This window comes from Enterococcus sp. DIV1298c (assembly GCF_017316315.1).
Taxonomy (GTDB): Bacteria; Bacillota; Bacilli; order Lactobacillales; family Enterococcaceae; genus Enterococcus_B; species Enterococcus_B mangumiae.
This window is the reverse complement of the sequence record NZ_JAFLWG010000044.1, coordinates 19213-38648: the sequence shown is the minus strand read 5'-3', so window position 1 is coordinate 38648 and position 19436 is coordinate 19213. Positions and strand designations below refer to the sequence as shown.

Sequence of the window (19436 nt, the reverse complement as noted above, 5' to 3'; positions counted from 1 at the left end):
ATTGTTCACTCCAATGGTTCAGTTGGCAGGCGTCGAATATGGCGTTGTTGGCGCAACCATTCCTGTTCTTGTTGCAAGGCACGATTTTCTTCTTGTAAGTCATTGATTGCTTGGTTTTCGATTTCTTCGATAAAGCGTTCATAGTAGCGCTCTTTTGAGAATGGATCTTGCGTTTCAGAACGTTTTTTCAGTTCTTTGTATAACTGTTCTGATGGGAAGTATTTTACCCCACGCTCCATCTGTTTTGCTTTTCTGACTTCCCTGAATAAAGAGGCCATAAAGCGATTGGTCAATGCGTCTTCAGCTACTCCTAGTTCTCGACGCATCGCTTTTTTGGCAATGACAAAGGTTCCAGGAACCGGCATCTCCTCTTCTACTGCATAAGAACGATAAACTAATACACCGATCTCTGGGGGGATCTCGCCTTGGACTTCTTCATATAACTTTCTAGGTAAAACAAAATAATTATAATGACCGACAAAAGATAGTTTAGCGGTTGACCGAAAGTCTGCTTTTGTGACTTTTAGCTCGTAACAGCGCCATTCTCTTGTTCCATCAAATTTTGTCAGACAACTTAATGTGTCAACGATTCCATGATCATCAGGCATCGTTACTTCCTCGACAACGATTCCTCCTTGTTCGATACAATAATGATACAACGATGATTCAAGCTCGATCGTTAAAGGAGTTTTCATCAGCTCCACCTCCGAACATACTTTCGCCTTTTCATTTTACCTGAAAAAGCGGAAAAATCCAACTGTCATTTTTATTTTTTACTCATCCTTACTATTTCCCAATCCGATAACCACATAGAAAAAACGAAAAATGCAGATCAAATGTCACATTTTTCGTTTTTTCTTCTAAGTAATCCCTTATTCATTCTCTATTCCAACTGGCAGATGAAATAAGCCGTTTTGTTCAAATAATTCACCAACCTGGAACAGTAGATCTTCTCTTCCTCTGGCAGCCATAAACTGAATGCCAAGCGGTAACCCTTTTGCACTGAGATGCGTCGGTAAACTGATTGCTGGTTGCCCTGTCAGATTTGCTAACTGCGTATAAGGTGTGATCGTCAAGCTCTCCTCGAACATCTCAGAAACGACTGCTAACCCTGCGTCTGCGGATAGATGTGGCATCTCAGCCATCTGTTGACGTATCGAGTCACTTTGCAAATCAGCGTCGACTTTCGGTGCAGTATCCGCGGTAGTTGGTGAAAGGAACAAATCAAAGGTTTCGAATAAAGTCTCCATGGTAACAGCTGCATGATCCCATACGTGTAATGAATGGACATAGTCTGCTGCGGAAAGTTTCTTGCCATACTGCCATAGTGTCCATGAGATCGGTTCAAGCTCGTTAGTTTCAACTCCTCGTTGCAAGCCTTTTTCAATCGATTCAATCATTGCGGCTGTTTCAGCACCATTCATTTGGTAATACGAATTGATCAATGTGTGCCCATCTAAAGGATAAGGCATTTCAACGATCTCATGTCCTGCTTGTTCAAGAAACACCATCGCTTTTCGAACAGCATGCTGCGCTTCTTCACTCACCTTCGTGCCGATTGGAGAATCAACACAGACCGCGATTTTCAACCGTTTTTTCACAGAGTGTTGTTGCCAAAATGCGGGTGCTACTTGATAAGGTGCACCACTGTTTGTTCCTTTTAAAGCTTGGAACAACGCTTTCGTGTCTCTCATCGACACAGTAAGTCCGAAATCGATTGCCGCTCCTTGCCAACCACGCCAAGCATTTGGCCCCACAGGCATCGTTCCTCTTGATGGCTTCAAGCCAATCAAGCCAGTAAATGAGGCAGGGATACGAATCGATCCGCCACCGTCACTTGCCCCAGCCATTGGCACGATTCCTGCGGCAACCGCTGCCGCCGCCCCACCACTTGATCCTCCCGGAGAATAATCAAGATTCCAAGGATTCCGTGCCGGACCGTATAACTGTGGATCAGTGATGTTTTTAAAGCCAAACTCTGGTGCATTGGTTTGCCCAAAAGGTACTAAACCGGCCTTTTCTACTGCTTGGACATAATTCGAGTTTTTTGATGCTCGATGCTGTTCAAAAATCCGTGAACCAGAAGTTGCCAACCAGCCTTTTTTTTCCTGTCCTAGCATTTTCAATGGAAAAGGTACGCCAGAGAGTAACGAATGATTGTCTCCTTGCACATGCGCCTTATTTGTTTGGGCTTCGCTTGATTCCTCTGTGACGAACGCATGGATCTCTGGATTGAGTTTTTCGATTTTTTTCTTTGTTTCTTGATAAAGTTCTTCTGAGCTGAATTGCTTTGTTTTTAAACCATTCGCAAGATACGTCGCATCTTTCATGTCGTCTCCTCCTCTTTTGTTGCTATTTTCTCATATGCTGGAAAAAGCAACAATGTTTACGCTTATTTTATTCCTATGATAGAAAAAACACTTGAAGCAAATGACTGCTCCAAGTGTTTGTCTTGTTCTATGGATAAAAGAGAGATTACGACATCGAACGTAATTTTCCACGAAATTCATCGATTGAACGATAGCCTTTGTCAGCCATGATCGCTTCCAGTTCTTTTGTGATACGGTCGAAAATAGCAACACCTTCTTTGTGAAGTTCTGTTCCGATCTGTAGCATACTTGCACCACACAACAAATGTTCAAATGCATCTTGTCCATTGCGAATACCACCGGTACCGATGATTTTGATTTCTGGTTTTAAGCGTGTGTAAAACGCACGTACATTTGCTAATGCTGTCGGTTTGATATACTCGCCACCTAATCCACCAAACCCATCTTTTGGTTTGATAACAACTGTCTCAGTATCCGTATCGATATAAAGACCATTCCCAACACTGTTGATCGAATTGACATAAGCGATCGGATATTGGTTCAAGATCTCCGCCATTTGATCAAAGTGTGCAAAATCAAAATAAGGAGGTAGTTTGATTCCCAATGGTTTTGAGAAAACCTGAAAGACTTCTTTCAATAAAGTCGCAGTTGCCTCGAAATCATACGCTAATTGTGGTTTTCCAGGAACGTTCGGGCATGAAAGATTCAACTCAGTGATTCCTTGATAATCACTTTCTTCGATCAGCTTCAACATCTCCAAATTTTCTTCTGCACTCATACCAGCAATCGAGAAAAACAATGGTTGTTCTTCGTCGTGTTCTTTTTCATAAGCCAGTGCATAATCTAAATAATAAGAAAAACCTAAGTTTGGTAAGCCCATCGAGTTGATACTACCAAGTGGCACATCATAATAGCGTGGTTCAGGATTGCCAGCTCGCTCATTGATCGTACAACTTTTAGTGATAAAAGCACCTGCACTTGATTGCGCAAGTTCATCTAGCTCTGTTGTAGTCATGCAATGGACACCAGAAGCGTTCATTAAGGGATTTTCAAAAGAATGATTTAAGAAAGTAGTCGTTAAGCTCAAGTTTTTCTCTCCTTTTAATAAAGCGTTTTTTCTAGTGTATCATTTAAGCGAACAAAATCAATAAAAAATTTTTCAAATGAAGCTTAATCATCGATTTCAGTAGACAAAATTTCTCCTGTTTGACTATTGATTTTTACATTTGTCGTTTGGTTGCCATTTTTGACTTTTACATCCCAATAAGTAGTTCCTAGCTCTTTATCAAGGTCCCAATCTGTCGCTGTGCCTCCGCCAACTTTTTCAACTGCGATTTTTCCGGCTTCTTCAATTGAGATCAGGTTACTTACATCTAAAGCATCTTCAGATTTTTTCTGACCATTTTGCTCGTCACGATCTAATCTTTCTGGATTTTCTGCATCAAGTTGTTCATCGTTTGCATTGATCCTTACTGAATATTCGTTTTCGTCATCGACACCTTCGATTTTGTAGAAATAGCTGCCCCAATCACTGTCTAATTCTAAACTAGTAACTGCTGCGTCAGGGTATTTATTTTGGAATAACTCGATTGCTCGTTCTACAGAAACTTTGATCTCTGGATTTGTAGATTGTGAAGAAGAAGCCTCACTTGAGCTAGTCACTGAGTTAGCTGTTGAACTGTTTTCTGACTTGTTTGTAGAAGAAACAACTGTTGTTTCTGAAGTTTGGGTAGTCGTACTTGTTGGTGTAGTTGTTTGGTTCTGTTGGCAGCCTGCCAAAAATAGTAAAGAAAATAAACCTGTAAAAATAACTTTTGATTTCATAACGATTCTCCTTTTTATTTGGTAACTACTAATCAGTATACCTAAAAGAGTAGATACTGTCAGCCAATACCCTAGAAAATCAGTCTCCAGTCTGATTTTCTATCAAAAAAAGAACCTGTTTTTACTTATCATCGTAAAAACAAGTTCTTCACTTTTATATAAAAAAACAACATACTGCTTGGTTAATTTCGATGCATTGGCATCTCATTGTTTCCAGGATGAACTAACAAGTATTGGATCACATCGATGTTACTTGATTCAAATGATGCGGCACATGCTTGTAAGTAAAGATCCCACATGCGATAGAAACGCTCGCCCATTTCTTCTGTCACTTGTTGCTGTACGTCATGGAAATTTTTCGTCCAATGTTGTAAAGTCCACTGATAGTCACGACGTAAACTTTCAAGATCGATCACTTGTAAATCATTTTCCGTGATATCCTCGATCAATTCCGCTACACCAGGCACATATCCTCCTGGGAAAATATATTTATTGATCCAAGCATTCGTTGCGCCACCTTGTTGTCGGCTGATTCCGTGGATCAAGGCAGTTCCTTTCGGTTTTAACAGATCTTTGACTACTTTGAAATATTCTGGCAGATTATCTGATCCGACATGTTCAAACATCCCGACACTCGTGATATGATCAAATGTCTCCTCTTTCATGTCACGATAATCCATTAGAAAAACACGACATTGGTCTTCTAGGTGCTCTTCTTTGATCTTATTGGTAATAAAGTTGTATTGCTCTTCGCTTAATGTAATGCCTGTTGCTTTGACATGGTATTCTTTTGCAGCAGTAAATAGCAATGTTCCCCAACCACAACCAATGTCCAACAGCGTTTCCCCTTCTTTGAGGAATAACTTATCTAAAATATGATGCACCTTATTGATTTGCGCTTGTTCAAGGCTATCTTCCGGTGTATTGAAATAAGCACACGAATACGTCAATGTTGGATCAAGCCATAACCGATAGAAATCATTGCCCAGATCATAGTGGGCGTGGATGTCCGCTTTATTTTGTTGCTTCGTGTGTTTTTCTTTTTTAGGCAGCCATTTCAGATAATCTTTGCTCCGCAAGAAACTATCCGCATGTTGATAGGCATCGTTGATCAAGGCTTGGATGTTGCCTTCGATTTCGATTCGTTGATCCATATATGCTTCACCTAAAGAAAGTGAGGCATTTTTAGTCAACTCTTTGATTGGGATTTCTTCATTGAAAGTGATTTTGATTTGTGGAGGGTTATCGGTATCTCCATACTGTTTCGTTGTTCCATCCCAATACACGACTTCTACTGGAAGTGAAAAAGAGTGTGAAAATAGTTGATGATAGATTGTTTTTTCTAACATAATGATCCTCCTAAAAACAAAAAGTACACTATTACGTTATACCTATTTTGTCAAAGAATCAACAGATTACATGTAATAAATAAAAGCTTTTTGAAAATTTCAGAAACAAAAAAGAAGAATGTAACGGCCCCAACATCTCTGTTTAAGCCATTTACATTCTTCATTTTTTATTCGATCATACTTGGATCGCTTTCGAATCTTTGAATCCTGTTTTAGCAAAGATCCATAGTAACAAGAGAACTGCTACTGTCGACTGGATCCCCATCATCCATATAAAGTCAAAATGAATGAAACCGACCAAGCCAGCAATGATTGAACTCACACCTAAAACATTCAACATTAGATTTGCACTCTCTTTGAAGGTACTAATAGAAGAAAATTTACTTTTTCTTGTTAGCCATAAGAAGAAGGCCGCGCCGAACAAAATCAAGGCGGTCATGATAAACAATAGAATACCTAAGGTCAAGCTATAAGATAAAATGATCATCGGACGATTGCTCGCATAAAATTCATTCTCTAAAAACTGTTCAAACTCTTGTGGACTCGTGATTCTTGCGAAATCAAATGAGGAAGGATACGACATGGAATATTCTCTTGTTCGCCCGTCCTCTTCTTGACGGATCGTCCAACGGGTATCTTCAAAGTTGATCGACGCTCCTCTTTCTGCCGTTTCTTTAGCAGTCAACGCTGTGCCGATGATGGCATCATTCGTCACGCTGATGATCTCTGATTCGGCAGATAATTGCCCATTCGACAGTTGAAGCTCTCGCAAACGGTCAACGCCTTCTTGGTCAATCAATGTATTCACCGATAAAAATTGTTCCATCGGGATCGCAGAGACTTGATTCGCATAAAATAAAGTGACCGGCATGACCATAAAAGAAATCAAAAACAGGAAGATCACGATAAATTTTGGCCAAGTGAGCTGTTTTCTGCCTAAAAACAACTGTTTTGGACTTCTTAAGCTTGAAAAGTAATTGAGTGGAAATTTATCCATAGCAAACGACTCCTAACCTTTGGTACCGCCTGATGTCAGTCCGGTCACAAAGTTTTTTTGTAAAAAGAAGAACAATAAACAAATTGGAACAGCAATCAAAATCGCTCCTGCCGCAAACAGTGAAACACGTTGGTTGGTCACATCAGAGATAAACGTTTGCAACCCAACAGCAACTGTTTGGTTTTCTGGTGTACGAAGGAGGAAACGTGCCAACATGAAGTCACCGAATGGTCCCATGAATGCCCAAAGCGCTTGAACGGCGATCATTGGCTTCACTAATGGCAAGACGATCTGCCCGAAAATCCTAAAATGACCAGCACCATCTAGTTTGGCTGATTCATCTAAATCGATTGGTACTGTATCGAAGTACCCTTTCATTAACCATGTATTCATCGGGATCCCGCCACCGATATAAATCATCGTCAAGAACCAATAACGGTCTAAGGCACCTAGTAGAAAGGCCATCACGTAAAAGGCGGTCAATGCTGCCATTGTTGGCACCATTTGGATCACTAGAAAGAACATCAAGCTCGATTTTCGTCCGATGAAACGGTAACGACTATACGTGTAGCCGGCAAGTGTGACGACCGTTACTTGAATGACCATTGTCAACACAGAAATGATCAAGGTGTTCTTATACCAAGTACCATAAAGTGTTTCGTTGAATAATCGAGAAAAGTTATCCAACGTCCAATCGCCGGTTAGATCTAAACTAAAGGCTGCGATATTTCCTGATTTGAAGGCAGTACTTGCCGTGATCAGTAACGGATAGATGATAATGATCGATAATAGGATCAAAAATACATAAGTGAAAAAATGCGAAAGTCTCCGTTGGAACTTAGCACTTGTACTAAATTTTTTCATGACTAGTCCTCCATTTTGAACGCATTAGTTTTCTTGAATACCAACAGAGAAACGGCAATCACGATCATTGAAATGATCAAAGTGATAGCTGAGGCCATCGAATATTGCGGAGACGTCCCTGTGGTCAATTTATAGATCCATGAAATCAAAATATCCGTTGAGCCTGCGCCACCACCGACACTTCCTGGTCCACCATTATTGAAGAGATAAATCATGGAGAAATTGTTGAAATTCCCTGTATATTGTGTGATGAACGTTGGTGCTGCGACAAGAAAAATCGCTGGAAGTGTAATGCTTGAGAAACGCTGCCAGGCATTCGCACCATCGATTTTCGCTGCTTCGTACAGATCTTCCGAAATCGATTGTAAGATCCCTGTGACCATCACATAGATATATGGGAAACCTAACCAACCTTGGATCAAGATGATCGCAACTTTTGTCCAATTCGGATCAGTCTTCCAAGGAACAGAAGCAATGTCAACAAATGGGAGATTATTCAAGAATGGGATGACTTGTGTGTTGATTGCTCCAACACTGTCATTGAAAATATTCGAAAAACTCATGATTGTGATAAATGCTGGAACTGCCCATGGTAAAAGGAAAATGATACCAAAAATACGCTTGAACTTGATGAATTTCTGATGGGCGATCACTGCTGTGAATACTCCCAGCGTGATTTGTAGAGTAGTCGCACAAAGTGTCCAGATAACTGTCCAAGAGAAAACCGCTACAAACGTATTACGATAAGAACTCAAGAAGAAAATACTGAAAAAGTTTTCGGCACCTACCCAGTCGATCAAGCTTGCTGGTGGAATGTGTTTGAAATCGTAGTTTGTAAATGCAGTAAATAATGTCACTAAAACTGGGAAGATGATTGTGAAGATCATCAGTAAATATGCTGGAAGTGTCAAGAGATAAGGAAAGCCTTCATCACCTACATTATGTATGACTTCCTTCATTGTCCGATTGATCTTTTTCCCTTCTTTTCTCATAATTGCGACACGCTTTGCGTCTAAAATATTAATGAAATAAAAAAGTAAAAACAAAGCAGTCAAAATCAATTGCAAAGTTCCTTGGATCAAAATAAATAATGAATGGTCTTCCATTGGCACGCTACCTAATGTCACTAACCCAACTAAGGATTGAAAACCGCCTAAAACCATTTGAATGATAAATCCGATAAATAGTGCTAAAAAGATGATCCCTTTGAACGTTTGCCCATTTGCAAATTGACCTAGTCCTGGAATGATGGAACGGAGCATCGTACCTTTGACGTTGACAGCTGTATCTTCTTGTTGCATGGTGTTCCCCCCTCTTGTTACTTAAACAGGTGCTAAGTATTGAAGCGCCCCTTTTTGTAAAAATTTCCTCTTTCAACAAAGGTAAAACATGGAGCTGAGAAGCAATTTCCTTCACAGCTCCAACCTTTTTGATGATCGTTATGATTTAATTAGTATTTTTGCTCGATTGCTTCACTGATCGTTTTCACCGCATCATCCGCAGATTCTTTCGGTGTTTTTCTACCTGAACCTGCATCGAACATCAAGTTTTCGGCACCTGTCCAAACTTCTGCCATTTCTGGGATGTTTGGCATTGCTTGTGCTGTTTCGTATTGTTCGATCACTGCAGTAGTCAACTCGTCATTTGTTCCTTTTGCTGTTTCACGCGCGGTTTGGTTTGCTGGTACTTCGTTGACCATTTCAAAGAATTTTTCTTGGTTTTCAGTATTAGTCACATAGTCTAACCATTTTTGAGCAACTTCTTTATTCTTAGAGTAGTTACTTACGACCCAACCTTTACCCCCACCAAATGGTTGATAAGGTTCACCATTATTCAATGTTGGAATTTTTGATACGCCATAATTGATGTCATTTTCTTGGTATGTTTGCGCTTGCCATGGACCATCGATGATTGCTGCTGCCTTATTTGACATGAACTGTTGGTTGACAAAGTCGCCAGCACTCTTGATATCTTGCATTCCTTTAGGCCAAACGTTTTGGAACCAATCTGTTGCATAAGTGATTCCTTCAACCGCCCCTGCATTGTTCAAACCAATTTCAGATGGGTCTGTTCCATCTTCACCGAAGACATAACCGCCGTAACCTGAAATCAAACCATATGAATAATAAAAATCAGTCCATTTTGCTAAGAAACCAGTATTTTTACCTTCTTCTGATTCAAAATTAAAGCGTTCATCTTTTGCTAACGCTTCCAAATCTTCGAAAGTTGTTGGTGCTGTATCAACTAAATCTTTGTTATAGTATAAAAGCAAGGTTTCAATTACAGCCGGTGCGCCGTAGATTTTATCTTCAAAAGTCACTTGCGCTTTATCTGTATCATCGTAATCTGCTTCATTACCCAATTGAACTTCTGCCAAGTGCCCTTGTTGACCTAATGCACCGATACGGTCATAAGCAGCCATCATAACATCTGGCGCTTTTCCAGCGGGGCCATCAAGCGCAAGCGATTCCAATTGTTCAAACATGTCTTTTTCGACTAATTTGATTTCTACATCGTTGTCTTCTTCAAATTTTGTTTTGATTTCATTGACATAGTCTGTATAACCGGCATCAACTGAAATCGTCAATGTTTTGCTATCTTCTTCGCTTGAGCTAGTGGATGATCCGCCATTGCCACATGCAGCAAGTCCACCGATAAAACCTAAAGATAAAGCACCTAACCCTAATTTTTTAAGCAACTGTTTACTCATTTTCTTTCCTCCGATTCTATTCTGTTACTCTTTACAATTTGATTATAAGTCGATAAAAGTTCTATTTGCAAACGCTTTCTCTATGTTACCGATAACAAGTTAACAAAGGATCAAAAATCCATTCGGGTGGATTTCTGCTTTGCCATCTTTTAAGATGTCGCAATTTTGATTGAACAACACATCATTTTCCAAATCGACCATGTATGCTTCCGTCCCTTGATTGAAGTAAGCATGGATCGTTTGCTGATTGAAATGACGAGTTAAATAAAGCTGTTCATTTTTATCATCGACTGATTGCCAAGTCATGTCTCCTTGAATCAATATTTCTTGAATCTGTTTCCGTACACAGATCAATTCTTTCACGAATCCTTTTAGTTCAAGATCTTGTTGATCTTTTTCCCAAATCATACATTTTCGGCAATCTGGATCATCATGACCAGTCATACCAATTTCAGTTCCGTAGTAGATACAAGGTGCCCCTTTTTGTAAGAACATAAAGGCTAAAACGGATTTCATCAACTCTTTGTCCTCTTTACACAAGGTCAAGATTCTTGCTGTATCGTGGGAATCCAAAAGGTTGAATGTTCCTTCATTGACTTGGTCGCGATAAAGCATTTGCTGATGGTTCATGCCGCTGACCATTTGCGTTGGCGTGATTTTTTTATGGACAAAATAATCTTTGATGGAATCCATAAAGGCGTAATTCATCACCGCATGGAATTCATCTCCTTGTAACCAAGCTTGAGAAGAATGCCAGATCTCACCTAAGATATAGATATCTGGTTTGATTGAGGTAACTGCTTCTCTGAATTTTTTCCAAAAATGATGGTCGACCTCATTGGCAACATCTAATCGCCAGCCATCGATATCAAATTCCTTGACCCAATACGTAGCAATATCCAATAGGTACTCTTGGACTTCTTGATTCGCTGTATTGAGTTTTGGCATAAATGGCGTAAAAGCGAAAGTATCATACGCTAAGTTTTCAGCTGTATCAGGAACATCAGTCAGTTCATAAGAATCTACTGGGAAGGAATGGATATGGAACCAGTCTTTGTAGCGTGATTCTTCCCCATGTTCGATCACATCTTGCCATTGTGGTGAATGGCTGCCCATATGATTGAAAACAGCATCCAACATGATGCGGATTCCTTTTTCGTGTGCTTTTGTGATCAACTCTTTTAAAAGTTCTTTATCGCCAAACTGTGGATCGACCGCATAATAATCGATCGTATCGTATTTGTGATTAGATGTTGCTTCAAAAACAGGACAGAAGTATATCCCTGTGATTCCTAGGTCGGCTAAATAGTCGAGATGATCGATCACCCCTTGAAGATCGCCACCAAAGAAATCTTCGCGATCTGGATCTTTACTTCCCCAAGGCAACGTATCTTTAGGATCATTTGCAGGATCGCCATTGGCAAACCGTTCAGGAAATATTTGGTACCAAATCGTTTGTTTTGCCCATTCAGGAACCATGAAGCGATCGATTTGTTGGAAATATGGCATACGGAAATAGTAGTTTGCGTTTGCCAATGTTTCCTCTTGATAAGGAAATATCCCTTGATCTCCGTAAAAACAGTCCATTCCATCGATTCCGACGATATGGAATCCGTATTGTAATCTTCTAGTATCACTCGTCAACTCGATTTCCCAATAATCATGAAGAAGTGTACTAAGCCCTTTTTTCATGGGAACTTCTTCTAAATACCAATTTTTTGAAAAAATCGTATACGGATCACCGCTGATCACATAGACCTGTTTGACATCGTCTTTACTGGTACGTAGGCGAATCCGCATAGTCGTGTCGCTATATAAATAGGCAAATTCACTTTCTGGTCGATGATAAATTGATGCAGTATTCATGTTACTCCTCCCTTGTCTTTCAGTTAACAAAAACAACTATAAAAGATAAATCACCGAAAGACAACGCTTACATTTATGTTATCGGTAACAAGATTTTTGGTTAAAAAAAGAAGATGAAGAAACATCACCTCGTAAACGGGTGTTCTTCACCTTCTTGATTTTATTTTTTAACATATGTTTTCTTATCATACGAATAGTTTAGCAACTGTTCTTCTTGCCAGATTACACCAATCCCAGGTTGATCAGGAACTGCCAATTGGCCATTGTTGATTGTTGCCTTTGGTTCAACGATATCATCATGGAAATAACGATCAAAGGCGGATAGATCTCCTGGAAAAGTAAAACAATTCTGACTAGCAAAATGCAGATTGAGTGCGCGACCGACTCCAGATTCAAACATTCCGCCTAACCAAACCAGCAACTCATTCCTCTGACAAAACTCGGCGATCTTTAACGCTTCAGTAATTCCACCAACCCTTGGAATCTTCAGATTGATTGCGCGACAACTTCCTAATGCGTGAGCTGTTCTAACATCTTCCAATGTTCGGATGTTCTCATCAAGACAAACGGCTGTCTTGATTTGCTTTTGAAGCATTGCATGATCGACATAGTCGCGGGGATGAAACGGTTGCTCGATCATCGCAAGCGCCAACGTATCCATTTGCTGGAACAGTGGCAAATCCCTCAAAGTATAAGCAGAATTTGCATCTGCCATCAATTGGATCTCTGGATATTCCTTGCGCAACGCTTGCAATGGAACCAAATCATTCCCCGGAGTAATTTTTAACTTGATTCGTTGATACCCTTGTTCAACATAAGATTTTGCCGTAGCCAGCAGATCACCGACATTCTCGTGGACGCCGATACTCACACCCACAGGAATGCTTGATCTATCAGCAGAAAAAATCTTTTGCAGTGGCACATTCAAGCGACGAGCATAGAGATCCCAAACCGCCGTTTCTACCGCCGATTTTGCCATAAAATTCCCTTGGGTGTGTTTAAAAGCAGACCATATTTCCGCAGGATGTGAAAATTCTAAATCAAATAAACGAGGAATCAGTTCGTTTTGAATCACCGAACGACTCATGTCAATCGTTTCTTCAATATAGTCCGCTCGTTCAAAAGAAACTAACTCACCAATCCCCTGATTGCCTAATTCATCTTCCAAGATCAACAAATCAAAAGCTTTTGTTTCCAACTGACCATAGCTCGTTTTAAAAGGCGTGACTAAGGGTAATCTCAAACAGTATTGGTGGATGTTTACGATTTTTATGACGTGCGCCCCCTTTCGATCTCATTGATCCAAGCAACTACAGATGCTTCAAATAAGCAAGGTTGCTCGATGTGACAACAATGCCCGCAATCAGCAAGCATTTGGTAGTGAAACGTCTCTTTGGTGGCTGTTAGCTGTTTACCGATTTCTTGAAACTTCGTATCTTTTTGACCAACAAGGTACAATACCGGACATTCAATAGTCGTTACCATTGGCCAATAGTTTTTTTGAGCCCCTGTCCCCATAGAATATAAACTCATGGCTAAACCAAATTTATTTTGACCAAGGCGTTCATTCCTTACTTTCGTTTTTTGTTCAGGTGATAATGCCTGTTGTGAAGCAAAGAGCGGGAGTTTTTCCCAATAGTTCACAAACTCAACTAAAGGTTCTTTCAATAGGCGTAAAGCAAGTTTTCGATCAGCGATTTTACGGTAATGTCGTTGCTGCTCATCTGCAATACCAGCAGTTCCTCCTTCTAAAATCACCCCTTCGATCCCTTGTGGGCGCTCGATCGCCCAAGCAAGAGCGACACGTGCGCCCATCGAGTAACCTAATACATAAAATGACGGGATTTCTAGTTCCGCAAGAAGAAGTGACAGATCCTCCACTAATGCTGACAGTTGATAGCGATAAAGGTGAAGGTATACTGCAGTTTTTCCATGTCCGATCAGATCGATCGCTAAGTAATTCAACGTAGGATTCTCAAATAGAAACGTTTGTGTACTTCCAGTAAATCCATGCAAACAAACGACCGTGGGTTGCTTTGGATCAGGTTGGTGTAACCAACGGTAATGATAGGTTGCTCCACGAATAGTCTTAAATGGCATCAGTCCAGTGCCTCCTGATAACGACGCTTGACCTTCTCCCATAGTTGGACAGGCTCTTGCTGTTCCCCTTTGATTTCGATCAAAGTCCACTCCATATGCTTGCGACTTTCTTCAATCGCTTGTTTAAACTCTTCAGGAGAAGTTGGTTGTTCGTAATAGCCATTATATAAATTTGCAACTTTTTCTAATTCCAAGTTTAGCGGTGTGCCAAACAATGGCTCAAAATCGGCTTCCTCCAACTTGTTTTGAGGAAGGAACGAAAAGATTCCGCCCCCATTGTTATTCAATACAACTAAAGTGACCGGTAAATGATAACGTCGAATGAGTTCAAGGGCATTCATGTCATGGAACAACGCTAGATCACCGATCAACACAAAGATCCGCTTGTTCGTTGCCGCAACAATGCCCGCAGCTGTTGAAATCAATCCATCGATCCCATTGATTCCTCGATTGCCATAGATTGAAAATGATTTTGCCACAGGTGAAGCAAAGCGATCGACAAATCGAATGGCGTTACTATTAGACAAAAACAAGGCTTCTTCTGAATGTATCAGTTGAAACAACTGACAGCTGGCATTACTTTCGCTCCACTGTTCCAAGGCTAGTTCTTCAGCGATCACTTGACTCGCGTTTTCTCGGACTTTTTTCCACTTATCCAACCACTCGTTATTCTCAGGAGAAAAGTTCACAGAAGTCGCAGAAGCGAATACCTGTTTACAAAAACCAGTAATATCGCGTTGGATAAAACTCGTTCCTAAGTGTAAAGGATCGCGCCATTCCTCGTCATCGATCAAGACATAGTCAGAGATCGTTTGATGATATTTTTTTAAATAAAGCATCACGTTTTTAGCAACTGGTAAATTCCCAAATTGCCAAATGACTTCGGGTGTTTCAGGAACAGAGCCAGCAAAAATCAAGTCCGCATGTGGCATGTAAGCACCACTCACTTGCTGACAAGCAGCGAGATTCGCCAATGGATCCCCTATGATCGGCCATTGTAAATACGTCGCTAAAGAAACTAACTCTTTTGCTTCATCTGGTGATAACTCTTTACCAACGATCATCAAACCTTTTTTTGATAGCCAATCGGCAAGCTCTGGTGCTTGCTTTGATGCAGTTTGAGCAATCGCTTGTTTTGTGTGAAAAGAGTCATCTAGGGAATAAGCCAAGTCAGGCAACAAAGGTTCTCTAAAAGGAAAATTGATCTGGATAGGTCCTGCCGGAACCCGCATTGCTTCACTCGCACAATTGGCACCGTGCCAGTGGCTATACCGCAACATTTCCGGAGTACCTTCAGGAAGTGCCATTTCGATAAACTTCTTGATATGCGAACCAAACAATTTTTGTTGATCCATCGTTTGTGGTGACCCTACACCTCTGGCTTCTGGTGGCCGATCCGCTGTCAACAACAGCAACGGAATGTTCGTAGCTTTTGCTTCACAAACAGCTGGAAAGAAATTCGCAGCGGCAGTTCCCGAGGTACAAAGAACACCGACTGGTTGCTTCAATGCTTTCGCCATGCCTAGTGCAAAAAACGCAGCGGAGCGCTCATCAACGTTGACCATTGTTTTGATCTCAGGGTCTCTATGAAGTAATAATGCAAGTGGTGTCGACCGTGAGCCAGGACTGATCACCACATGATTAAGTCCACCATCTTTCATCCCTTTGATGAAAGCCAATAAATACGCAGTCATTTCTTGTTGTTGATTCATCCCTTCACCCCTCTAAGCATTGGTTGGAATTTTAGCAAAGTTTCCTGTCTTTCAGTCTCAGGGTCAGAATCTGCGACGATGCCACACCCTGCATACAACATTCCTTCGGTTTCATTTAAGATTCCCGAGCGGATTCCTACAGCAAATTCACCCACATCATTGATCAGGTCTAACCAGCCAATTGGTGCGCCATAAAGTCCTCTGCCAAAAGGCTCATGTTCTTTGATCCATTGCAGTGCTAATTCTTTAGGTTCTCCACCTAATGCTGGCGAAGGATGAATCATTTCGACAGCATCAATCAATGAAACACCTTCTTTTCGATCGCCAGAAAAAGTCATCGACAAATGTTGGATGTCGCGATTTTTCAATAATTGGCGTAAAGAGACCGACACTTCCCCAGTCACGATCTCCGCTAATTGACCCGCTAATCTGTCGGTAACGATCCCATGTTCTTGTGTATTTTTAAAGTCTTTTAAAAGTTCTTTGCCGATTTCATCATCTTTTTGTGGCGTCGACCCTCTAGGCGCGGAACCGGCAATCCCTGCGGTCCTAAATTGTTTTTCTGTCGCTTGGATCAAACGCTCAGGGGTAGCCCCAACAAACGCATGTTGATTGGAAGCTACAAGAAACAGATACGTATGCGGTTGTTGTTCGGTTAAGTTTTGGAGAATATTAGGAACTGAACCAAAAGAACCTTGAATCTTCATTTGTCGAGCTAACACTACTTTTTTCAGTAAGGTCTCTTTGAATCCTATACTTTGCTTCGCTTTCTGGACATTTTCCAAAAAAATCGAAACATCTAATTCTTCCGCTGAAGTCAGTTGATTAGTAACAGGTTCTTGTTTCTTATCATCAAATAAACCCTTGATTATTTCTGCCAAACTCTCAAAGTCTTTTAAAAGTTCCTCTCGAGATATCCCATCTGATGCAACGGTCAACACTACTTCGATGGTAGAATCAACTTTTCTAAGCAAAATACTTGGGAGGATAAACAGACCTCTTTCAAGCTCTCCCCAGATGTTTTCTTTTTGGTTCGATTGGTCAAAAGGAAAACCGCCAAACAACAAAGGCGTTGCTCCGTTTTTAGAGACGTTTAAAAAACTTTTGCAAAACTCTTTAGAAAAATCTTGAATGGCCATTGGTGTATAGATCTTTGTGTGATCAAATAAATTCTCGCCCATTCCTAATAGTTCAAATTTCCTGTCCGGAGTAGACCAATAAAATCGTTCGCCATCAGAAGGTAGAAAACGAAAAAGTTTTTTTGAAGTTTGATTTGCTAAGTGATAGCTATAAGTAAAATAGCGGTATTTTTTTAAAAGTTGATCATCCATTGAGCTATCTAATTTGATATTCAATATATTTCACTCTTTCTTTTGTCATAAAAAGACGTTTGATTGGTTTACCCGTTGCTGTTTTCGGTATTTCAGAAACAGAATAGATTTGAGTCGGGTGTTTGTAGCGTGCTAAGGAGGTCAACGCCTCATTAAGCTCACCATCAACTAGCGGTTCCCGCAGTTTGACATATGCAACGGGCGTTTGTCCCCAAGTATCATCAGGACAACCAACAACGATAGCTTCAGCAATTTTATCGCTAGCTAAAAGTACCCGCTCAATTTCGACTGGAAAAATATTCTCTCCGCCCGAAATAATCCGTTCACTCATTCGGCTGACAATGTAAAGGTACCCTTCCTTATCGAGGTATCCCCAATCACCGGTATGGAACCAGCCATCTTCTGTCCATGACTCTGGGCTGACTTGATTCAAGTAACATTGGACGATTGAAGGTCCTTTAACTAAAATTTCACCCATTTGCTCTGTCTTCGTATTCTTTTGGATATGGATCGATACTCCAGACAAAGCTTTGCCAGAAGAGCCTATTTTTGTCAGAACTGCTTCAGGAGGCAACGCGACGATCTGGGAGCAAGTCTCCGTCATTCCATAAGAAAGCATCACAGGTACCTGTTTTTTTAGACAAGAATGGATCACACGTTCTTCTCCTGGTCCGCCCCCCAATAATACGTGTTTAAATGAGGGAGAATAGCCACGATCTGGAATCAATGGTTCAAGATCTTTTAACATTTTTGTGACTAAAGAAATATAGGTACCTTTTCCATTCATCAGTAGTTGATGCACTTGCTGAGGAGCGAATCCCGGTAGTAAAATGACTTGGATACCTAAAACGAGGGAGCGTAACAAAATAGAGAGACCACTGATATGATAGAGTGGGACACAACAAACCCAGCTATCTGACGCTTCAACACCTAAACTTAATGAAGTTGCTTGGGCACTGGCAAAGTGATTGGCAAATGTTTGCGGTACGCCTTTTGGTTTTCCTGTCGTGCCAGATGTATACATGATCGAAGCGACCTCTTGTTCTTGGTACCCATTATCAAACCACTCTTCTGACAGCAACTCGCGTAATTCAGAAGAATCAGGAAACGGGTGTATAGTGACTTGCTCGTTGATCATGATTTTTTTGGCAGAAATCAGAATGGAAGTCTCGGCATCTGCTAACTGTTCATTGATTTCATTTGCTGTTAAGCGTGTGTTGACAAATTGGATCTCTTTTCCTAACTCCCATAATGCTAAGATCGATAAATAAGCAGTCAGGTCATTCTCACTGTATAAGGCAACTCGCTTGCTAGACTCAGGTAATATTCGGTGATAATAGTCCGCATAACTCTTGACTTTTGATGACAACTCACCAAAAGTCAAACATTCATCATTCCACTGACAAGCTGGTGCATCAGGATGAAGCATTGCTTGTTGTTGCAACCAGCTTTTTGGGTTTCGATTAAGGGAATTTAGGGAATTGATCAAAATCAGGTTCTCTTTTTTCTTTAAATGCGTCGCGCCCTTCTTGTGCTTCATCCATCGTGTAATATAAAAGCGTTGCATCGCCAGCTAGTTGCTGGATACCCGCTAGTCCATCTGTATCGGCATTCATCGCTGCTTTGATCATTCGTAAAGCTAATGGGCTTTTCTTCAACATCTCTTCCGCCCATTCGATCGTCACGTCTTCTACTTGCTCGATTGGAACGACTGTATTGATCCAATTCATCGCTAGCGCTTCTTCCGCACTATATTGCTTCGTCATGAACCAAACTTCTTTGGCTTTTTTATGGCCGACAACACGTGCTAAATAGCCGGAACCATATCCCCCATCGAAGCTACCAACGTTAGGGCCTGTTTGACCAAATTTCGCATTTTCAGCAGCAATTGTGAGATCACACACAAGTTGTAAGACATTTCCACCGCCGATCGACCAACCTTTGACCATCGCGATCACTGGTTTAGGGATCACACGGATCAATCGTTGCAAATCTAACACATTTAAACGCGGAATCTGGTCTTCACCAACATAACCACCATTTCCTCGAACCTTTTGGTCACCACCTGAACAGAAGGCTTTGTCTCCTGCACCTGTTAAAATAATCACTCCGATATCTTGGCGATCACGGCTGATTGTAAAAGCTTCGATCATTTCAAAAACTGTTTTCGGCGTAAAAGCGTTATGGACTTCTGGTCGGTTGATCGTTATCTTTGCGATTTTCCCATATTGTTCAAATAGGATCTCATCATATTCCTTAATTGTCTTCCATTCTCTCATCTCTATATCCTCCTAAAATTCATTAAATTTATTATACACAAGAATAAAGAAAACGTTTGAAAATCTTAAAATAA

General features: G+C 40.8%; 16 protein-coding genes. All 16 read right to left on the bottom strand.

Annotated features, from left to right (window positions below; translation table 11 throughout):
• Positions 1 to 5: 5 nt before the first annotated feature.
• The 16 genes from JZO83_RS10565 to menB all read right to left on the bottom strand — a co-directional run bounded on the left by JZO83_RS10565 (position 6) and on the right by menB (position 19362).
• Complete coding sequence (locus JZO83_RS10565; RefSeq protein WP_206854176.1) at positions 6 to 695, bottom strand: hypothetical protein; 690 nt, start codon at positions 693 to 695, stop codon at positions 6 to 8.
• A gap of 177 nt (positions 696 to 872) precedes the next feature.
• Positions 873 to 2330, bottom strand: coding sequence for an amidase (locus JZO83_RS10560; protein ID WP_207115711.1), 1458 nt, complete (start codon positions 2328 to 2330; stop codon positions 873 to 875).
• Positions 2331 to 2475: 145 nt separating this feature from the next.
• Complete coding sequence (locus JZO83_RS10555) at positions 2476 to 3417, bottom strand: dihydroorotate oxidase (RefSeq protein WP_207115710.1); 942 nt, start codon at positions 3415 to 3417, stop codon at positions 2476 to 2478.
• 83 nt (positions 3418 to 3500) lie between these two features.
• Entirely contained in the window at positions 3501 to 4154 is a 654-nt protein-coding gene (locus tag JZO83_RS10550; RefSeq protein ID WP_207115709.1) for a PepSY domain-containing protein, read from the bottom strand.
• A gap of 182 nt (positions 4155 to 4336) precedes the next feature.
• A complete protein-coding gene (locus JZO83_RS10545) occupies positions 4337 to 5503 on the bottom strand; it encodes a class I SAM-dependent methyltransferase (RefSeq protein ID WP_207115708.1) in 1167 nt (388 codons plus the stop codon).
• Positions 5504 to 5678: 175 nt separating this feature from the next.
• Positions 5679 to 6500: a maltodextrose utilization protein MalA gene (locus tag JZO83_RS10540; protein ID WP_207115707.1), complete on the bottom strand. Its 822-nt coding sequence runs from the start codon at positions 6498 to 6500 to the stop codon at positions 5679 to 5681.
• Positions 6501 to 6512: 12 nt separating this feature from the next.
• A complete protein-coding gene (locus tag JZO83_RS10535) occupies positions 6513 to 7364 on the bottom strand; it encodes a sugar ABC transporter permease (RefSeq protein WP_206854194.1) in 852 nt (283 codons plus the stop codon).
• A gap of 2 nt (positions 7365 to 7366) precedes the next feature.
• On the bottom strand, positions 7367 to 8665 hold the full coding sequence (locus tag JZO83_RS10530; protein ID WP_206854197.1) for a sugar ABC transporter permease: 1299 nt from the start codon (positions 8663 to 8665) through the stop codon (positions 7367 to 7369).
• 149 nt (positions 8666 to 8814) lie between these two features.
• Complete coding sequence (locus JZO83_RS10525; RefSeq protein ID WP_207115706.1) at positions 8815 to 10074, bottom strand: extracellular solute-binding protein; 1260 nt, start codon at positions 10072 to 10074, stop codon at positions 8815 to 8817.
• A 99-nt stretch (positions 10075 to 10173) separates the two neighbouring features.
• On the bottom strand, positions 10174 to 11940 hold the full coding sequence (locus JZO83_RS10520; RefSeq protein ID WP_207115705.1) for a glycoside hydrolase family 13 protein: 1767 nt from the start codon (positions 11938 to 11940) through the stop codon (positions 10174 to 10176).
• 160 nt (positions 11941 to 12100) lie between these two features.
• The gene (gene menC / locus JZO83_RS10515; protein ID WP_207115754.1) at positions 12101 to 13213 is read right to left on the bottom strand and encodes an o-succinylbenzoate synthase; all 1113 of its coding nucleotides are present in this window, start codon (positions 13211 to 13213) and stop codon (positions 12101 to 12103) included.
• Positions 13210 to 14040 carry a 2-succinyl-6-hydroxy-2,4-cyclohexadiene-1-carboxylate synthase gene (menH, locus tag JZO83_RS10510; protein WP_207115704.1) on the bottom strand — a complete coding sequence of 277 codons (831 nt, stop codon included), beginning with the start codon at positions 14038 to 14040 and terminating at the stop codon, positions 13210 to 13212. Before menH ends, menC begins: the two co-directional genes overlap by 4 nt.
• Complete coding sequence (gene menD, locus JZO83_RS10505; protein ID WP_207115703.1) at positions 14040 to 15752, bottom strand: 2-succinyl-5-enolpyruvyl-6-hydroxy-3-cyclohexene-1-carboxylic-acid synthase; 1713 nt, start codon at positions 15750 to 15752, stop codon at positions 14040 to 14042. The genes menH and menD overlap by 1 nt, the downstream gene beginning before the upstream one ends.
• Positions 15749 to 17107, bottom strand: a complete 1359-nt coding sequence (locus tag JZO83_RS10500; RefSeq protein WP_242542598.1) for an isochorismate synthase — start codon at positions 17105 to 17107, stop codon at positions 15749 to 15751. Before JZO83_RS10500 ends, menD begins: the two co-directional genes overlap by 4 nt.
• On the bottom strand, positions 17088 to 18623 hold the full coding sequence (menE, locus tag JZO83_RS10495) for an o-succinylbenzoate--CoA ligase (protein ID WP_207115702.1): 1536 nt from the start codon (positions 18621 to 18623) through the stop codon (positions 17088 to 17090). Before menE ends, JZO83_RS10500 begins: the two co-directional genes overlap by 20 nt.
• The gene (gene menB / locus JZO83_RS10490; protein ID WP_206854212.1) at positions 18547 to 19362 is read right to left on the bottom strand and encodes a 1,4-dihydroxy-2-naphthoyl-CoA synthase; all 816 of its coding nucleotides are present in this window, start codon (positions 19360 to 19362) and stop codon (positions 18547 to 18549) included. The genes menE and menB overlap by 77 nt, the downstream gene beginning before the upstream one ends.
• Positions 19363 to 19436 lie beyond the last annotated feature (74 nt).

Excerpts from the sequence above, each read along its gene's own strand:
- JZO83_RS10565 (WP_206854176.1), bottom strand. The coding sequence starts at position 695 with ATGAAAACTCCTTTAACGATCGAGCTTGAATCATCGTTGTATCATTAT.
- JZO83_RS10560 (WP_207115711.1), bottom strand. The coding sequence starts at position 2,330 with ATGAAAGATGCGACGTATCTTGCGAATGGTTTAAAAACAAAGCAATTC.
- JZO83_RS10550 (WP_207115709.1), bottom strand. The coding sequence starts at position 4,154 with ATGAAATCAAAAGTTATTTTTACAGGTTTATTTTCTTTACTATTTTTG.
- JZO83_RS10545 (WP_207115708.1), bottom strand. The coding sequence starts at position 5,503 with ATGTTAGAAAAAACAATCTATCATCAACTATTTTCACACTCTTTTTCA.
- JZO83_RS10540 (WP_207115707.1), bottom strand. The coding sequence starts at position 6,500 with ATGGATAAATTTCCACTCAATTACTTTTCAAGCTTAAGAAGTCCAAAA.
- JZO83_RS10535 (WP_206854194.1), bottom strand. The coding sequence starts at position 7,364 with ATGAAAAAATTTAGTACAAGTGCTAAGTTCCAACGGAGACTTTCGCAT.
- JZO83_RS10530 (WP_206854197.1), bottom strand. The coding sequence starts at position 8,665 with ATGCAACAAGAAGATACAGCTGTCAACGTCAAAGGTACGATGCTCCGT.
- JZO83_RS10525 (WP_207115706.1), bottom strand. The coding sequence starts at position 10,074 with ATGAGTAAACAGTTGCTTAAAAAATTAGGGTTAGGTGCTTTATCTTTA.
- JZO83_RS10520 (WP_207115705.1), bottom strand. The coding sequence starts at position 11,940 with ATGAATACTGCATCAATTTATCATCGACCAGAAAGTGAATTTGCCTAT.
- menH (WP_207115704.1), bottom strand. The coding sequence starts at position 14,040 with ATGCCATTTAAGACTATTCGTGGAGCAACCTATCATTACCGTTGGTTA.
- menD (WP_207115703.1), bottom strand. The coding sequence starts at position 15,752 with ATGAATCAACAACAAGAAATGACTGCGTATTTATTGGCTTTCATCAAA.
- menE (WP_207115702.1), bottom strand. The coding sequence starts at position 18,623 with ATGAAGCACAAGAAGGGCGCGACGCATTTAAAGAAAAAAGAGAACCTG.
- menB (WP_206854212.1), bottom strand. The coding sequence starts at position 19,362 with ATGAGAGAATGGAAGACAATTAAGGAATATGATGAGATCCTATTTGAA.